Here is a 14,445-nt window from a genome sequence, read left to right on the forward strand (position 1 = left end):
TTATTCAGCATATAGTTTATCTGCCCGCTGTTTAACCTGCTGCCACAAATCAGCATATTGAGACAGTGCCTGGCGCAAAGGTAGTTGGGTATAGGTCTTGATAAAGCGGAACAAATCTCGCTGGGTCAGCGGCACAGCGTAGGCAGAAAAATATAAACTACCCAAGTCCTTTATTTGCCAGCGTAATGGCACTTTTTTCCGAATTTGAGCACGGTGAAGGTCAATTAAATATATCGGCATTGAGGGCTGATAAACATTGGTCTCAGCAAACGACTTATCCAGCAAAAAATGACAAAGATAAAAATCTCGATGATTCATACCATTTTTATGCATGGTCCCAGCGATATGGGCTAGTTTCTGGATTAAATCGTATTTGCTTTTGAATGACGGTGGTGTCTGTCGCCACTGCTGCCCCAGATATTCCAGACTCATGGTATCGGTCAAATCATCAGTAATCACAAAAGAATGGCGTTTGGCTGGATTCCATCCTTTTTCGCCATAGCCGGCTAAGGTCATGGTATCCAGATGATGAGACTGTAAAAACTGCACCGCCTGCCATTCATTTCTGGCACTGATAATCGGTAAGCGTAGAGACAACAGGTTTTTGAAAATTTCTTCCCAACCTACACCTTGATGATATTTCAGAAAGTAGCTGTGTTGTTCGACCTCGAAACGTAATGTCCGCCGCCCTTCTTTGTCACGAAAGATTTCACCCGGCATGGTCTGCAACCAAGGAAAGATAGCTTTATTCCGCCAAGCCTGGGCTAAGTCTTCACGTAAATACAGTGTATGTGTTTTCATTCAGTTTTATGATGTGATTCAGTCAAACTCAGTCTTGCCTCAAAACCGCCAGTCAGTCTGAATTTTGTTAAACTGTCGATGTCGAAAAGTGAGATGTTATCATCACTACACCAGTTTAAGGGGAAGCCGTGTCATTTAAAGCCACTATCGTACGTCATCAGGCGATGATCGAAAGTCTGTTTGCACTTGAACCACAAGTCACAGCACTTGCTGCCCGAATTTCAGATTGTGTAAAACAAGGCAATAAAATTCTGTTCTTTGGCAACGGTGGCAGCGCCTCTGATGCGCAACATTTAGCAGCAGAATTTGTGGTGCGTTATCACAAAGACCGTCGACCCTATGGTGCCATCGCTTTAACTACAGACACCTCAATTCTGACGGCTCACAGCAATGATTATCAGTTTGATACGGTCTTTGATCGCCAGATTCTCGCTTTGGGACGCCCAGGCGATATCGCCATTGGATTATCCACATCAGGTAATAGTGGCAATGTTATTAACGGAATCAAGACGGCTAAGGAGATGGGTATCTGGACCTGCGCTTTCACCGGTGAAGGTGGTGGTCAGCTAGCTGACATTGCTGATGAGTGTGTGGCCGTTCCCGTCAAAGAAACCGCTCGGGTACAAGAAGGACATATTCTGATTGGTCACTGGTTGTGTGAAACCCTCGACGAGACAGACTAAATTTATTCATGACTCAAACTACTCTTCACACCGATATCGTCATTATCGGCGCAGGCATTGCTGGCTTATGTCTACATCATCGCCTTAACGATATGGGTATCCATGCCTTGCTCATAGAGAATGGGCAAATCGGCCAGGGACAAACGCTTAGCTCTCAAGGCATTATTCATGGTGGCAGTAAATATGCCCTGAACGGTGTGTTATCCAAAGCAGCGCAAGTCATCAGTACCATGCCTGCTCGCTGGAAAGACGCCCTAAATGGTGAAGGTGATATCGATCTTCGTGATGTCAAAAAATTGGCTGATCACCAACTACTCTGGTCTAAAGACAAACTGTCTTCAAAGATGGTGTCGTTTTTTGCCAGCAAAGCCTTAAGCAGCCGCATGCAGCGTGTTGATAAACGGGATGCGCCAGCATTATTTCAGGATGCAGGCTTTAAAGGCACACTCTATCAACTTGATGAGCCTGTATTAGATATTCCAAGCCTGCTGAAAAAAATCACGGCAAAATGGCGTTCGCGTATGTTATCAGTGCCTAGCAATAGCCAATACCAATGGCAACGTTCAGGACAACAGCTGGAGTCAGTTCAGGTTGGCGATATCACTATCCATGCCCAACAATTTGTGCTGACAGCAGGAGAAGGCAATGAAGTCTTATTGCAATCGCTGTCGATTAAACAACCCAGCATGCAGCGTAGACCGCTACAAATGGTGCTATGCAAGAGCCAAAACCCCAATCAACCTCTGCCGACCATCTATGCCCATAGCCTGGGTAGTGGTTCCAAACCTATTGCGACAATTTCCAGCCATAAAACACAGCAAGGTGACACGGTCTGGTATATCGGCGGCAATATCGCTGAAGAAGGCGTTGCTAAATCGCAAGAAAACTTGATCACCGAAGCCAAGCAATTGCTCAACAATATTTTGCCATGGTTTGAATTGCCAGCTCTTGATTGGGCCACGCATGCTGTGAACCGCGCAGAGCCCAAGCAATCCAATCTTACCCGACCGGATCATGCTTTTATTGATTCACAACAGAATCTTCATATTTGCTGGCCCACCAAATTAGCTCTGGCACCGGATTTAGCCGATCAGGTTCTGAAAGCCATTAATGTCGATGCTATAGAAAAACGCAGTTACGACAATCCTGATTTTCCTCACCCAGAGATCGCTAAACCGTTATGGGACAGAGTTTTTTGATGGCCTATTTAGAACAAAAAAATCCAATTGCGGAGACAGGTATACAAGTTTCACCACTCGGTCTTGGCACTGTAAAAATCGGTCGCGACAAAGCGGTGAAATACCCTGATGGCTTTCAAATTCCAGATGATGAACAAGTGATTGCCTTGCTTGAGCAAGCCTGGGAATCGGGTATTAATCTGATTGATACCGCACCAGCTTATGGTCGCAGTGAGCAACGCCTTGGAGAATTATTAAAAAAGTCCGGCGCGAATGGATTATTGCCACCAAAGCGGGTGAGTATTTTGATGCCGTAAGCGGTGAATCACACTATGACTTTACACCTGAATCACTGATTAAAAGTATCGAAAACAGCTTAAAAACTTTACAACAAGATGCGTTAGATATTGTGTTGATTCACTCTGATGGAAATGATGAACATATCATCCGTCATCATGGTGCTCTGGAAGTCTTAGCTGACTTAAAACAGCGAGGTTGGATTCGTGCCAGTGGTATGTCCACCAAAACCGTTACAGGCGGGATGTTGACGTTGGAACAGTCTGATATCGCCATGGTGATGCATAATCTGCAATACTTGGAAGAACAGGCCGTCATTGAGCAGGCAGCCAAACTCAATAAAGGCATTTTCATTAAAAAAGCGCTTGGTAGTGGCCACCTGGCGAAACAAGCCGGTACAGACACGGTTCAGGACAATTTCGACTTTATCTTTAATGAACCAGCCGTAAGTAGTGTGATTATCGGCACGATTAACCCAGCTCACCTATATGACAATATCAGTAAGGCGGTTAAAGCTTTAGCTGAATAAATTCGTATTAAAAGCTAGTCGCGCTGATTAATTTTATTCACAATTGCTGTCGTAGAGCAGTTTTCCACCAGCCCCATCACTTTCACTTCACCGCCATAAGCTTCAACGATTTCCCAGCCGACCACGCCTTTTTTATCATAGTCACCGCCTTTGACCAGGATATCGGGCTGGATCAGTCGTAATAACTCCTCTGGCGTATCACCAGGGAAACAGGTCACCCAGTCCACATCAGCTAATCCAGCCAAAACAGTCAGACGTCTGTCTGCGGTATTAATTGGACGACCTTCACCCTTTAATTTTGTAACTGATTCATCAGTATTGATAGCAACAATCAGACGATCACCCAAGGCTCTGGCTTGTTGAAGGTAAGTCACATGCCCGGCATGCAAAATATCAAAACAGCCGTTGGTAAACACGACTTTCTCACCACGGTTTTTGGCTTGGTCTACCGCCATTTTTAACTGCTCAACGGTAACAGCACCGCCAATGCAATGATCGGTGTTGTTGATGCCCTGATGACGTTCATATTCCTGACGCAGTTCAGGTTCACTGACCGTTGAGGTGCCTAGTTTAGTCACCACAATACTGGCAGCTACATTGGCTAAAGTGACCGCTTGTTCCAGGCTGACGCCGGCAGCTAATGCTGTCGCTAATGTTGAAATAACGGTATCACCAGCGCCTGTCACATCAGCCACTTCTTTAGCGATAGCAGGCAAATGAAATTCAGGTTTATCCGCCTGCACTAGCGTCATACCATGTTCACTACGAGTAATGAGAATCGCTTTAATATTCAGAGATTTAATCAGCGTTTGCGCTTTGCTGATAAGATCCTGTTCTGATTCCACGGCGCCAACGACCGCCTCAAACTCACTCATATTCGGGGTAATCAGATCGGCACCACGATATTTAGTGAAATCGTCTCCTTTCGGATCCACCAAAATCAGGCTTTGTTTATCTCTGGCTTTTTCAATCCAATACTGCGGATGGGCTAAGGTACCCTTGTTATAGTCTGACAGCACAATCACTTTCGCATTATCGGTAACGTGCTCAGCTAAATGCTCCATATCCTGAGCCACTTGCTCTGTGAAACGCTGTTCAAAATCCAGACGGATTAACTGTTGATGACTGCTGATGACACGTGACTTGATAATGGTGCAGTTATGGGCGGCTTGATGAAATAAACAATTCACCCCCACCGCATGCAGTTTTTGTTTGAGGACATTGGCGGCTTCATCAGCCCCTGTGATGCCGGTGATATTACATTGTGCACCCAACGAAGCAATATTCATCGCCACGTTGGCAGCACCACCAGGTACATCTTCCAGGCGTTCCACATTCACCACTGGCACAGGGGCTTCAGGTGAAATTCGGCTGGCTTTGCCATAGTAAAAACGATCAAGCATCAAGTCACCAATAACAGCAATACGGGCTTGATGGAATTCAGGAAAATCAAATTTCATAATGCGGTTTTATCACGCCAGAAAAGAAGTCAGAGGCGTTATTGTGCTTGTAAAACAGCGGCGAGTCTATTCCAGACTTGGTCTGGCTGCATCTCAGCCATACATACGGGCATACCGGATTTTGCTTCTGGCAGAGGACAACGTCGTTTATAACAAGGTGAACACGACATTCCTGTAATCAAATGCTGCTGATTCTGGCCCGCTGTGCCAATCAGATGCGTATCCGTTGAGCCATATAGAGTAATGGCGGGTTTATCCATCATTGCGGCCATATGCGCAAGGCCCGTATCACTACACAAAGCGGCTTTGGCACCTTGCATAATGGCCACGACATTATCGAGTGGCAACCTCGGTAAGGTATAGGCATGGTCGCTAACAGCGGCGATCTGCAAGGCTCGCTGATACTCTTCATCATTCCCTGAGGGGATTACCACAGAATATCCTGCTTCAATCGCTTTTAAGGTCAACGCTTGCCAATGTTGTACTGGCCATAATTTCGTTAGCCAACTTGCGTTGTGAACCAGCATTACATAATTTTTTGGTAGTTCAAATGCCAATTGTGGCAACTGACAGTGTGCCAAATCCACGCCATACTCTGCTTCGGAGTCAGGCAAAGGATAATCAAGCGCTTTTGCCATAATCTGACGCATACGCTCAACCGCATGCTGGTTTGGATTCACATTAAGTTTATGGCGATAAGCAAGATAAGCCGGCTTTTCACGACAACTGTATTTGTCCAGGCCGGAAACGGGTCCTTTTCTTAACAGACTGACCAGGGCACTTTTCAGATTATTTTGCATATCAATGACAACGTCATAGTCATCGAGATTTAATGCTTTATAAAAATGACCTATCTCACCATTAAATAAATGACCAAACCAGTTTTGCCGCCAGCGTCGGTGTGATGTAGTAATCACACGCTTCACACGTGGATGCCATTGAGGTACCGCCGCAAAGGCACTATCCACCACCCAGTCAAATTCAATATCAGGAAAGACCTTAGCAGCATCAGTGAGCGCTGGCAGAGCATGCATCAGGTCGCCCATTGAAGTCAGTTTAATTATCAGAACGCGCATCAGCTGTTTAGTTAAAATCCAGCGTTAATGGATGCTCACGGTGATACTTGAGAATAGTTAAAAATGCATCCGGGTTTTTAATTTGAGTCAGCTCACCTTCACGCGGAAAAAGTTGATCCTGTAATCGAGACAGCCAGAAACGCAGTGCCGCCGCCCGGCAAACCATATTCCAATTGGCTTGCTCGGATTCTGTTAATGCTCTTTTTTGTAGATAGTGCGTCATAAGAGACTGGTAACGATTAGTTTCGGGTAAACCATCTTCTCCGACACACCAATCATTCACGGCGACAGCCAAGTCATAAAGTAAGTATTCATCACTCGCAAAGTAGAAGTCGATAATGCCGCTAAGTTTGTTACCCTCGAACAACGCATTATCACGGAATAAGTCTGAGTGAGTGACCCCTTCAGGTAATCCCAACGTCGCATAACCTTGCTGATAAGCAAGTTCATTTTTTAATATGCTCGCTCTGTCATCATCCAGCTTAGACAATAGTTGCTGTGCTGTTTGCTGGCGCCAGTCAGGACCACGCTCAGAAGGTCGTCTTGATTGAAATGACTGCCCCACAATGTGCATCTCAGCCAGTACATCGCCAATTTGTGCGCATTGCTCAACTGTAGCAGTCGTATTGACGCCCTTGCCTGGTAATCGCACAACCAGCGCCGCAGGTTTGCCACAGAGCTTCTTTAGATATTGCCCCTGGCTATCCGCTTCAGGATGCGCAGATGGAATATCATTCATATAAAAAAACGTCATCACATCAAGAAAATAAGCTAACTCACCAAAAGTGTGCTGCTCAAATAAAGTGAGTACATACTCACCTTTGCTTGTACTGACAAAATAATTGGTATTCTCGATGCCGTCACTGATGCCCTGATATGACACCAATTCCCCGACAGAATAATCATTCAAAAACGCGACTAAATCGTCGCGCTCGACTTCAGTGTAAACTGACATTAAAAGAACTCAGATAGATAAAGGACTTACCACTCCAATAGAATCCAGTTTGGAACGGCACCAGAGTCCAGCTCAAAGCTTTTTGTCTCAAGTGAACCATCCCCATCAGAGTCCATCAAGTAATAAGGTTTGCCAATAGACGGCGTAACTTTAATCATATAAAGCTGACCATTCATTCGGTACTCTTCAACAGTACGGTCATCTTCCTGGATAATATTGATATCGGGCTCCATGCTTTCACCGCTTTGTAATGGCTCAGGAATCACTGGTGGTTTTTCCATCACTGATTTTTCATCTGCCCAAACTTGGGTTGTCATTACCAGGGTAACTGCGCATACAATAGCGAATTTGTTAAACATGTGGATGCTCCGTGTCATTTGGCACTAAAGATAGCATTTCCGCTGCTTGGAGAAAAGCAGTCTGTTCCCTATTATCCAATTGGTCGTTATAACTTATGAGTCAATCTGCCCCTTTCGTTCTGGTCGACGGTTCTTCTTATCTCTATCGCGCATTTCATGCCATGTTCAAAGCGGATCTTCGTAACTCCGCTGGTGAGCCGACCGGCGCCGTCAGAGGTGTGACCGCGATGTTACGCCGCTTATTGGCCGATTACCCTGACAGTCCGATTGCTGTCATTTTTGATGCGAAAGGGAAAACCTTCCGTGATGAGTTATTCGCTGAATACAAAGCGCAGCGCCCGCCTATGCCGGATGACTTACGTTCGCAAGTGCAGCCAGTGCATGACATTATTAAAGCCATGGGCCTGCCGCTACTGGTGATTGACGGCGTTGAAGCAGACGATGTGATAGGAACCTTTGCGCGTCAAGCGACTGAAAAAGGTCTGGATGTAGTCATCAGTACTGGCGATAAAGATATGGCCCAGCTGGTCAACCAGCATGTCACGCTGGTCAACACGATGACGGAAACTGTGTTGGATATAGAGGGCGTAAAAGAAAAGTTTGGTCTGCCACCAGAACTGATTATCGACTTTCTAGCTTTGATGGGCGATAAGGTGGACAACATTCCCGGCGTGCCCGGTGTGGGTGAAAAGACCGCCTTAAGCCTGCTACAAAATCTGGGCAGCCTGAAAGATATCTATGCCAACCTGGAAGCCGTGCGTGAGCTTGATTTTCGTGGTGCGAAAAAAATGCCGGAGAAACTGGCAGAAAACAAAGAAATGGCGGAACTGAGTTATCAACTTGCCACGATAAAATGTGATGTTGAATTAGATATTCATCTTGAAGATATCAAAAATCAACCGCAAGACACCGAAGCACTGCTCAAGTTGTTTAAGGAACTCGAGTTCCGCAGTTGGATAAGTGAATTACAATCTTCAGATACCTCATCAACAGCGAATAATGATTCAGCTGATAACATTACGACAGAACAAAATTACGACACTATCCTGGATCAGCAACAATGGCAGGTCTGGTTAGAAAAACTGCAAAAAGCGGAACTGTTTGCCTTTGATACCGAAACCACCAGTCTCGACTACCTTGAAGCCAGAATTGTCGGTGTTTCGTTTGCAGTAAAAGCAGGGGAAGCGGCTTACTTACCGCTCAAACATGACTATCCAGGTGCACCGGAGCAATTGGACTTTGATAGTGTTATGCAGGATCTCAAACCCTTACTTGAAAGTCCTAAACACCTCAAAGTCGGCCAAAACCTGAAATACGATCGCCATGTATTACTCAATCATGACATCAATCTGCAAGGGATAGCTCATGACACCATGCTCGAATCCTATGTGCTTGATAGCACGGCAACCCGGCATGATATGGACTCATTAGCTCAAAAATATCTGGGCCGAGATACGATTCATTTTGAAGATATTGCCGGAAAAGGTAAAAAACAACTGACATTCAATGAGATAGGTATAGAACAAGCCTCGCCTTATGCCGCAGAAGATGCTGATATCACTTTGCAACTACACCAGACTTTATGGCCTAAAATTGAAAACATTCCGTCTCTGGCCAAAGTGTATCGAGAATTGGAAATGCCGCTATTGCCGGTACTAAACACATTGGAACGTAATGGCGTCAATATCGATATCTGGATGCTGCAGCAGCAAAGCGACAATATGGCTAGACAAATTGCGGATCTCGAAGAGCAGGCTTATGCCGTTGCCGGTCAAAAATTCAACCTGGGTTCACCAAAACAATTGCAAGAAATTCTTTACGAGAAACAGCAATTACCGGTGAAAAAGAAAACGCCTAAAGGTCAGCCATCAACGGCAGAGGAGGTCTTACAAGAATTAGCGGACGAAGGGTATGAACTGCCACAAATCATTATGCAATATCGTGGACTGAGCAAACTGAAATCCACTTATACCGATAAGTTGCCTCTTCAGGTCAATAAAACCAGTGGGCGAGTACACACTTCGTATCATCAGGCCGTCACCGCTACTGGACGATTATCCTCCTCTGATCCTAATCTACAGAATATTCCTATCCGCAGTGAGAATGGTCGCCGCATTCGTGAAGCCTTTGTTGCATCGGATGGTTACGTCTTATTAGCAGCCGATTACTCACAAATCGAACTACGCATTATGGCGCATTTATCTGGTGATAAAAGCTTACTGAATGCCTTTGCTAATGGCGAAGATATTCACCGTCATACCGCCTCAGAGATCTTTGGTGTGGCATTAGAAGACGTCACCAGCGATCAACGCCGTAGCGCCAAAGCCATTAATTTTGGTCTGATTTATGGCATGTCTGCACATGGCTTGTCTCGACAACTCGGTATCGAACGCCATCAGGCTGCGGACTATATGAATGTCTATTTTGAACGTTACCCAGGCGTTCGTCAGTATATGGACAGCACTCGCCAGCAGGCCAAAGATCAGGGGTATGTTGAAACCATCTTTGGACGACGTCTGTACCTACCAGAAATTAATTCCAGTAATGGTATGCGCCGCCAATATGCCGAACGCACAGCGATTAATGCGCCTATGCAAGGCAGTGCAGCTGACATCATCAAACGCGCCATGATTGATATCCATACCTGGTTAGCTGATGCCGATAATGGCATCAAAATGATCATGCAAGTACACGATGAGCTGGTATTTGAAGTGCCGAAAGAGCAGCTGGATATGGCAAGAAAGACCATTGAAGATTTTATGGTGAAAGCCGCTCAATTAAATGTGCCACTGGAAGTGGGTATTGGGGTTGGTGATAATTGGGAGCAAGCACACTAACTTTAGTTGCTCAAATATAGTCTCTTCTAATTTCGCCTTAATGGCGAGTCAGGGAAATGCTTGCCCATTTCCCTAACAACCCTAGGGCACCCCACCGTGCTGGCCTGCGGCTTCACTCGTCATAACATTGATTCAGGCAGTCGGCTAAAACTCGCTACGCTCAGACACTAGCCTCCCTCAGACCTGAATAAATGTCACTCCTCGCCAGCACAAACGGGGGTTAAAAAAGCACCCAATCTTCCCGTCTATTGCCGCTAAAAATTCGCTGTATTTTATGGATTAAGTGGGCACGTGTTTGAGCGTAGCGAGTTGGTCTCCACGCCATAAAATACAGTGTATTTTTAGAGACAAGGCAATATCGGGTGCCCTTTTGTTTGATTCGTTTATTTTGGGCATGCACAAATTCGTCTGGAACGAATTTGGACGCCAGAGGCGCCCGTAGGGTGAGTGACATGGATGTCACGAATCAAATTAAATGAATGGACTGCAATTAAATCAAAATGATATTGCTAGTCAGCAACAGGCGCTAAGTTGGTTTTTTATAAAGTCAGACTGAAATGATAAATAATGATCGTGCTTATGAATCTGAGCGCTTTTTAGCTCGCGGATGCGCTGAATCATACACCTTAGCAAGATGCTGAAAATCCACATGAGTATAAATCTGAGTCGTACTAATATCGGCATGTCCCAACAGCTCCTGCACCGCACGTAAATCACCACTGGCTTCAAGCATATGCGATGCAAATGCATGCCTGAGTCGATGAGGATGAACACGATCAGAAATACCTTGTTTTTTACCCCAGTAACTCAGTCGTTTTTGGATAGAACGCACACCTAAACGTCGTCCTTGTTGCGTGATAAAAACGGCTGGTTGATCAAAAAAGCCGAGTTGATCGCGTTTATCCAGCCAATCTTGTAATGCAGATAAAGCTTTGCCACCAAAAGGACAAACCCGGTCTTTATTTCCTTTACCAGTGACATGCACCAGATGATCACCAAAATCGATATCTCGTAACTCAAGAGCAGCCAGTTCAGCTAATCGCAGACCGGAGGAATAAAAGAGTTCCATCATGGCGCGGTCTCTTGCAGCCACAAAAGTATCAGGGCGTGTGTTATCCAGTAAGGCATTCATCTGATCCACATCCAGTGTAGATGGCAAGAGTTTTTCTGTTTTAGGTGCTTGTACTGCTTGCGCTGGATTGAAGTCAACCAGGCCTCGTTTAATCAGAAACTGATAAAAAGAACGCGTCGCTGATAACATGCGCTGAATGGTTTTGCCAGACAAGCCTTTACGATGCAAAAAAGCGATGAACTGTCTGAGCTGACTGGATTTAAGAACCGTCCAGTCTGAGATATTTTTTTGCTCGATATAGTCTGCAAGTTGCAGTAAATCGCGACGATAATTGTTAACTGTATGTTCAGACAAGCGCCGCTGTTGCGACAAATTGTCCAGAAAGTCATCAACAGGGTGAATTATCTCACTGCGCATGCTGTTGGTGAGTATATTGTCTGACAACACGCATAAATACTTCACCCAAGAAACGCAGATAGTCGGTCGCCATATCCGCATGGAAACGATTAGCATCGACACTGCCAATGGCTAATAAACCGGCACAAGGTTGATGACCTAAAGGCAAACACGCAACAGAATTAATCTCTTCAGCCCGTTCATCAAACAGTAATCCTTTCTGTGCTTTGGTTAAGCGACCACACACGGGTTCTTGTTTGGTAAATAAGTTGTCAAAAATACGTAGTTTTTTATCATCAGCATGAAGCTGTGACACATTGGCTTCAAGTTGAGGTAAATCAAGTTTATGCTGGCCCTGATAGAACAGCCTCAATGCCACTTCATCTGCAGCAAACTCATGCTTGAGTTCTGTCTGAATTAAGTTGATGAGATCAGCCAAATCCACAGCATCCATGATGCTTAAACAAAGATTGTGCACACGCTTTTCTAATGCTGCGTTACTGTGTGCATTATCAATCAGCGCATGAAGCTGTTCATTAAGCTGTTGGTTTTTTTCTTGTAAGCGATGGGTCTGTCTCTGGGCTAGAGAAATAGTCCCTTCCGGAGAGCTGTTCAGGTTTAGCAACTCCAGCAGATGAGGCTGCTCAAGAAACAGATCAGGATGTGCCTCTAAATACTGTTCAATCTGTTCCAGTGTTAAATCTGTTGTAGTGTCGACCACGCAATTTCTCCGTCAAATACATGCTCTGCAGGGCCGGTCATCCATACAGAGGCATTTTCATCTGGCCAGCTAATCTGCAACTGCCCTCCAGGTAAAGAGACAGTTACATCTCTGGCTAATAAACCTCGGCGAATACCTGTTACAACGGCGGCACAAGCCCCTGTGCCACAGGCTGTTGTTTCACCTGAACCGCGTTCAAAAACACGTAACCGAATCGTTTCTGAATTCACTAATTGCATAAAGCCGACATTAACACGTTCCGGAAAACGTTCATGAGACTCCATAACAGGACCTATTTTTTCTACGACAGCAGTATCGACATCATCGACCAGCATCACCGCATGTGGATTTCCCATCGAAACACTGGCAATTTCGACTTTATCATACCCCTGCACATCTATGAGGTAGGTCACTGCTTCAGATTCAGCCATAAAAGGCACTTTTTCTGGTGCAAAAGCCGGTTTTCCCATATCGACCCGAACGTTACCGTCAGCTTGTATTGTTGGGTAAATCACACCTGATGCCGTTTCCACAGCAATTGTTTCTTTAGTGGTCAACCCCTGATCATGAACATAGCGAGCAAAACAACGTGCGCCATTCCCGCATTGCGAGACTTCACCACCATCGGCATTAAAAATCCGGTAACGAAAATCCACATCGGCCGATGTGGATTTTTCAACCAGCAAAAGCTGATCACAACCAATACCAAAATGCCTATCCGCCATAAAGCGGATTTGCTCTGTGCTCAGTTGTACATTTTGCTGAATGGCATCAATCACAATGAAATCATTGCCCAAGCCATGCATTTTGCTGAATTTCAACATCATCTATGCCTGTATCGTGTGCTCGCCGGCGAATAAGTCATTGATAGTCTCACGCTCTCTGACGAGATGAATTTTATCATCTTCAACCATCACCTCCGCTGCTCTTGGGCGAGAGTTGTAATTCGAACTCATAGCAAAACCATACGCCCCTGCAGAGCGGATAGCTAACAAATCACCTTGCTCGAGAGCAAGCTCACGGTCTTTACCTAAAAAGTCGCCGGTTTCACAGATAGGGCCGACAATGTCATAGTTGAGCGCTTTCGTGCTCGGATGTTGCTTGACGGTTTGGATTTGTTGCCATGACTGGTAGAGCGCAGGGCGTAACAAATCATTCATTGCCGCATCCACAATCGCAAAGCATTTGGCTTCCGTTGGCTTAATGAACTCGACTTTTGTTAGTAAAATACCTGCATTACCAGCAATCGCACGTCCAGGCTCCAAGAGAATCTCCAGGTCACGGTCTTTTAATAACGGAGCCAGTGCCTGTGCGTATTCAGCTGGTGTGGGAGGCGTTTCATCACGGTAATGAATGCCTAAACCACCGCCGATATCGAGATGTTCAATGTGAATACCGTCTTCAGCTAACTCATCTATCAGCGTCAATACACGCTCCAAGGCATCCACAAAAGGAGCTACAGAGGTCAGCTGAGAACCGATATGACAATCCACCGCGACTACATCTAAATTTGGCATGTTTTGAGTAGAACGATACACCTCACGTGCATCCTCAATCGCAATACCAAATTTGTTCTCTTTCAGCCCTGTCGAAATATATGGATGAGTTTGCGCATCCACATCGGGATTGACGCGAATGGAAACAGGCGCTTTTTTCCTAATCGACCTGCAACAGTATTAATACGATCTAATTCAGGGATCGACTCCACGTTAAAACAACGTATGCCGTGTTGCAGTGCATATTCAATTTCCTGCTCAGTTTTACCGACACCAGAAAAAACGGTTTTTGCCGGATCACCGCCAGCGGCCATCACTCTTGCCAACTCGCCCATTGAAACAATGTCAAACCCAGAACCGCGTTTAGCCAGCACGTTCAATACTCCCAGATTAGAGTTTGCTTTCACTGCGTAGCAGACAAGGTGTGGGTAAGCCGAAAAAGCATCATCAAACGCTTGCCAGTGATTCTCTAATGCCGACCGTGAGTAGATATAAACAGGTGTGCCATATTGTTCTGCAATTTTATCAACCGACACATTCTCTGCGTGCAATGTGCCCGCCTGATAATCAAAATAACTCATTTCT

Annotated in this window: 11 protein-coding genes and 2 pseudogenes; 4 read left to right on the top strand and 9 right to left on the bottom strand. The window is 45.4% G+C overall.

Going from position 1 to position 14,445, the window contains the following annotated elements; genetic code table 11:
- Positions 1-801 (bottom strand): lipopolysaccharide core heptose(I) kinase RfaP, encoded by an 801-nt coding sequence (gene rfaP / locus QUE24_RS05835; RefSeq protein ID WP_286305675.1) that lies wholly within the window; start codon positions 799-801, stop codon positions 1-3.
- Positions 802-929: 128 nt separating this feature from the next.
- Here rfaP and QUE24_RS05840 point away from each other — a divergent pair, with 128 nt between their 5' ends.
- The 3 genes and pseudogenes from QUE24_RS05840 (at position 930) to QUE24_RS05850 (ending at position 3,488) form a co-directional block, all read left to right on the top strand.
- Positions 930-1,484, top strand: a complete 555-nt coding sequence (locus QUE24_RS05840) for a D-sedoheptulose-7-phosphate isomerase (protein ID WP_286305676.1) — start codon at positions 930-932, stop codon at positions 1,482-1,484.
- Positions 1,485-1,492: 8 nt separating this feature from the next.
- Complete coding sequence (locus tag QUE24_RS05845) at positions 1,493-2,683, top strand: FAD-dependent oxidoreductase (protein ID WP_286305677.1); 1,191 nt, start codon at positions 1,493-1,495, stop codon at positions 2,681-2,683.
- Positions 2,683-3,488: pseudogene (locus tag QUE24_RS05850) on the top strand (aldo/keto reductase). The gene QUE24_RS05845 and the pseudogene QUE24_RS05850 overlap by 1 nt, the downstream one beginning before the upstream one ends.
- A gap of 14 nt (positions 3,489-3,502) precedes the next feature.
- Here the strand turns inward: QUE24_RS05850 and hldE are convergent.
- From hldE to QUE24_RS05870, 4 genes are read right to left on the bottom strand one after another with little or no spacing between them, the layout of a single operon-like run.
- On the bottom strand, positions 3,503-4,948 hold the full coding sequence (gene hldE, locus QUE24_RS05855; RefSeq protein ID WP_286305678.1) for a bifunctional D-glycero-beta-D-manno-heptose-7-phosphate kinase/D-glycero-beta-D-manno-heptose 1-phosphate adenylyltransferase HldE: 1,446 nt from the start codon (positions 4,946-4,948) through the stop codon (positions 3,503-3,505).
- A gap of 38 nt (positions 4,949-4,986) precedes the next feature.
- On the bottom strand, positions 4,987-6,024 hold the full coding sequence (gene waaC, locus QUE24_RS05860) for a lipopolysaccharide heptosyltransferase I (protein ID WP_286305679.1): 1,038 nt from the start codon (positions 6,022-6,024) through the stop codon (positions 4,987-4,989).
- Between the two features lie 7 nt (positions 6,025-6,031).
- Entirely contained in the window at positions 6,032-6,979 is a 948-nt protein-coding gene (locus QUE24_RS05865; RefSeq protein WP_286305680.1) for a homoserine kinase, read from the bottom strand.
- 26 nt (positions 6,980-7,005) lie between these two features.
- Complete coding sequence (locus QUE24_RS05870; protein WP_050797540.1) at positions 7,006-7,296, bottom strand: DUF2782 domain-containing protein; 291 nt, start codon at positions 7,294-7,296, stop codon at positions 7,006-7,008.
- Positions 7,297-7,433: 137 nt separating this feature from the next.
- On the opposite strand from QUE24_RS05870, the gene polA reads away from it, so the two are divergent.
- Complete coding sequence (gene polA, locus QUE24_RS05875; protein ID WP_286305681.1) at positions 7,434-10,175, top strand: DNA polymerase I; 2,742 nt, start codon at positions 7,434-7,436, stop codon at positions 10,173-10,175.
- A 577-nt stretch (positions 10,176-10,752) separates the two neighbouring features.
- On the opposite strand, the gene xerC is transcribed toward polA, so the two are convergent.
- The 4 genes and pseudogenes from xerC to lysA form a co-directional block, all read right to left on the bottom strand.
- Positions 10,753-11,664: a tyrosine recombinase XerC gene (xerC, locus tag QUE24_RS05880; RefSeq protein ID WP_286305682.1), complete on the bottom strand. Its 912-nt coding sequence runs from the start codon at positions 11,662-11,664 to the stop codon at positions 10,753-10,755.
- Positions 11,654-12,364 (bottom strand): DUF484 family protein, encoded by a 711-nt coding sequence (locus tag QUE24_RS05885; RefSeq protein ID WP_286305683.1) that lies wholly within the window; start codon positions 12,362-12,364, stop codon positions 11,654-11,656. The genes xerC and QUE24_RS05885 overlap by 11 nt, the downstream gene beginning before the upstream one ends.
- A complete protein-coding gene (dapF, locus tag QUE24_RS05890; protein WP_343749708.1) occupies positions 12,340-13,188 on the bottom strand; it encodes a diaminopimelate epimerase in 849 nt (282 codons plus the stop codon). Before dapF ends, QUE24_RS05885 begins: the two co-directional genes overlap by 25 nt.
- Positions 13,189-13,191: 3 nt before the next feature.
- Positions 13,192-14,441: pseudogene (lysA, locus tag QUE24_RS05895) on the bottom strand (diaminopimelate decarboxylase).
- Between the last annotated feature and the right edge of the window lie 4 nt (positions 14,442-14,445).

The sequence above is a fragment of the Methylophaga marina genome (assembly GCF_030296755.1).
GTDB classification, from domain to species: domain Bacteria; phylum Pseudomonadota; class Gammaproteobacteria; order Nitrosococcales; family Methylophagaceae; genus Methylophaga; species Methylophaga marina.

Excerpts from the sequence above, each read along its gene's own strand:
- rfaP (WP_286305675.1), bottom strand. The coding sequence starts at position 801 with ATGAAAACACATACACTGTATTTACGTGAAGACTTAGCCCAGGCTTGG.
- QUE24_RS05845 (WP_286305677.1), top strand. The coding sequence starts at position 1,493 with ATGACTCAAACTACTCTTCACACCGATATCGTCATTATCGGCGCAGGC.
- hldE (WP_286305678.1), bottom strand. The coding sequence starts at position 4,948 with ATGAAATTTGATTTTCCTGAATTCCATCAAGCCCGTATTGCTGTTATT.
- waaC (WP_286305679.1), bottom strand. The coding sequence starts at position 6,024 with ATGCGCGTTCTGATAATTAAACTGACTTCAATGGGCGACCTGATGCAT.
- QUE24_RS05865 (WP_286305680.1), bottom strand. The coding sequence starts at position 6,979 with ATGTCAGTTTACACTGAAGTCGAGCGCGACGATTTAGTCGCGTTTTTG.
- QUE24_RS05870 (WP_050797540.1), bottom strand. The coding sequence starts at position 7,296 with ATGACAACCCAAGTTTGGGCAGATGAAAAATCAGTGATGGAAAAACCA.
- polA (WP_286305681.1), top strand. The coding sequence starts at position 7,434 with ATGAGTCAATCTGCCCCTTTCGTTCTGGTCGACGGTTCTTCTTATCTC.
- xerC (WP_286305682.1), bottom strand. The coding sequence starts at position 11,664 with ATGCGCAGTGAGATAATTCACCCTGTTGATGACTTTCTGGACAATTTG.
- dapF (WP_343749708.1), bottom strand. The coding sequence starts at position 13,188 with ATGTTGAAATTCAGCAAAATGCATGGCTTGGGCAATGATTTCATTGTG.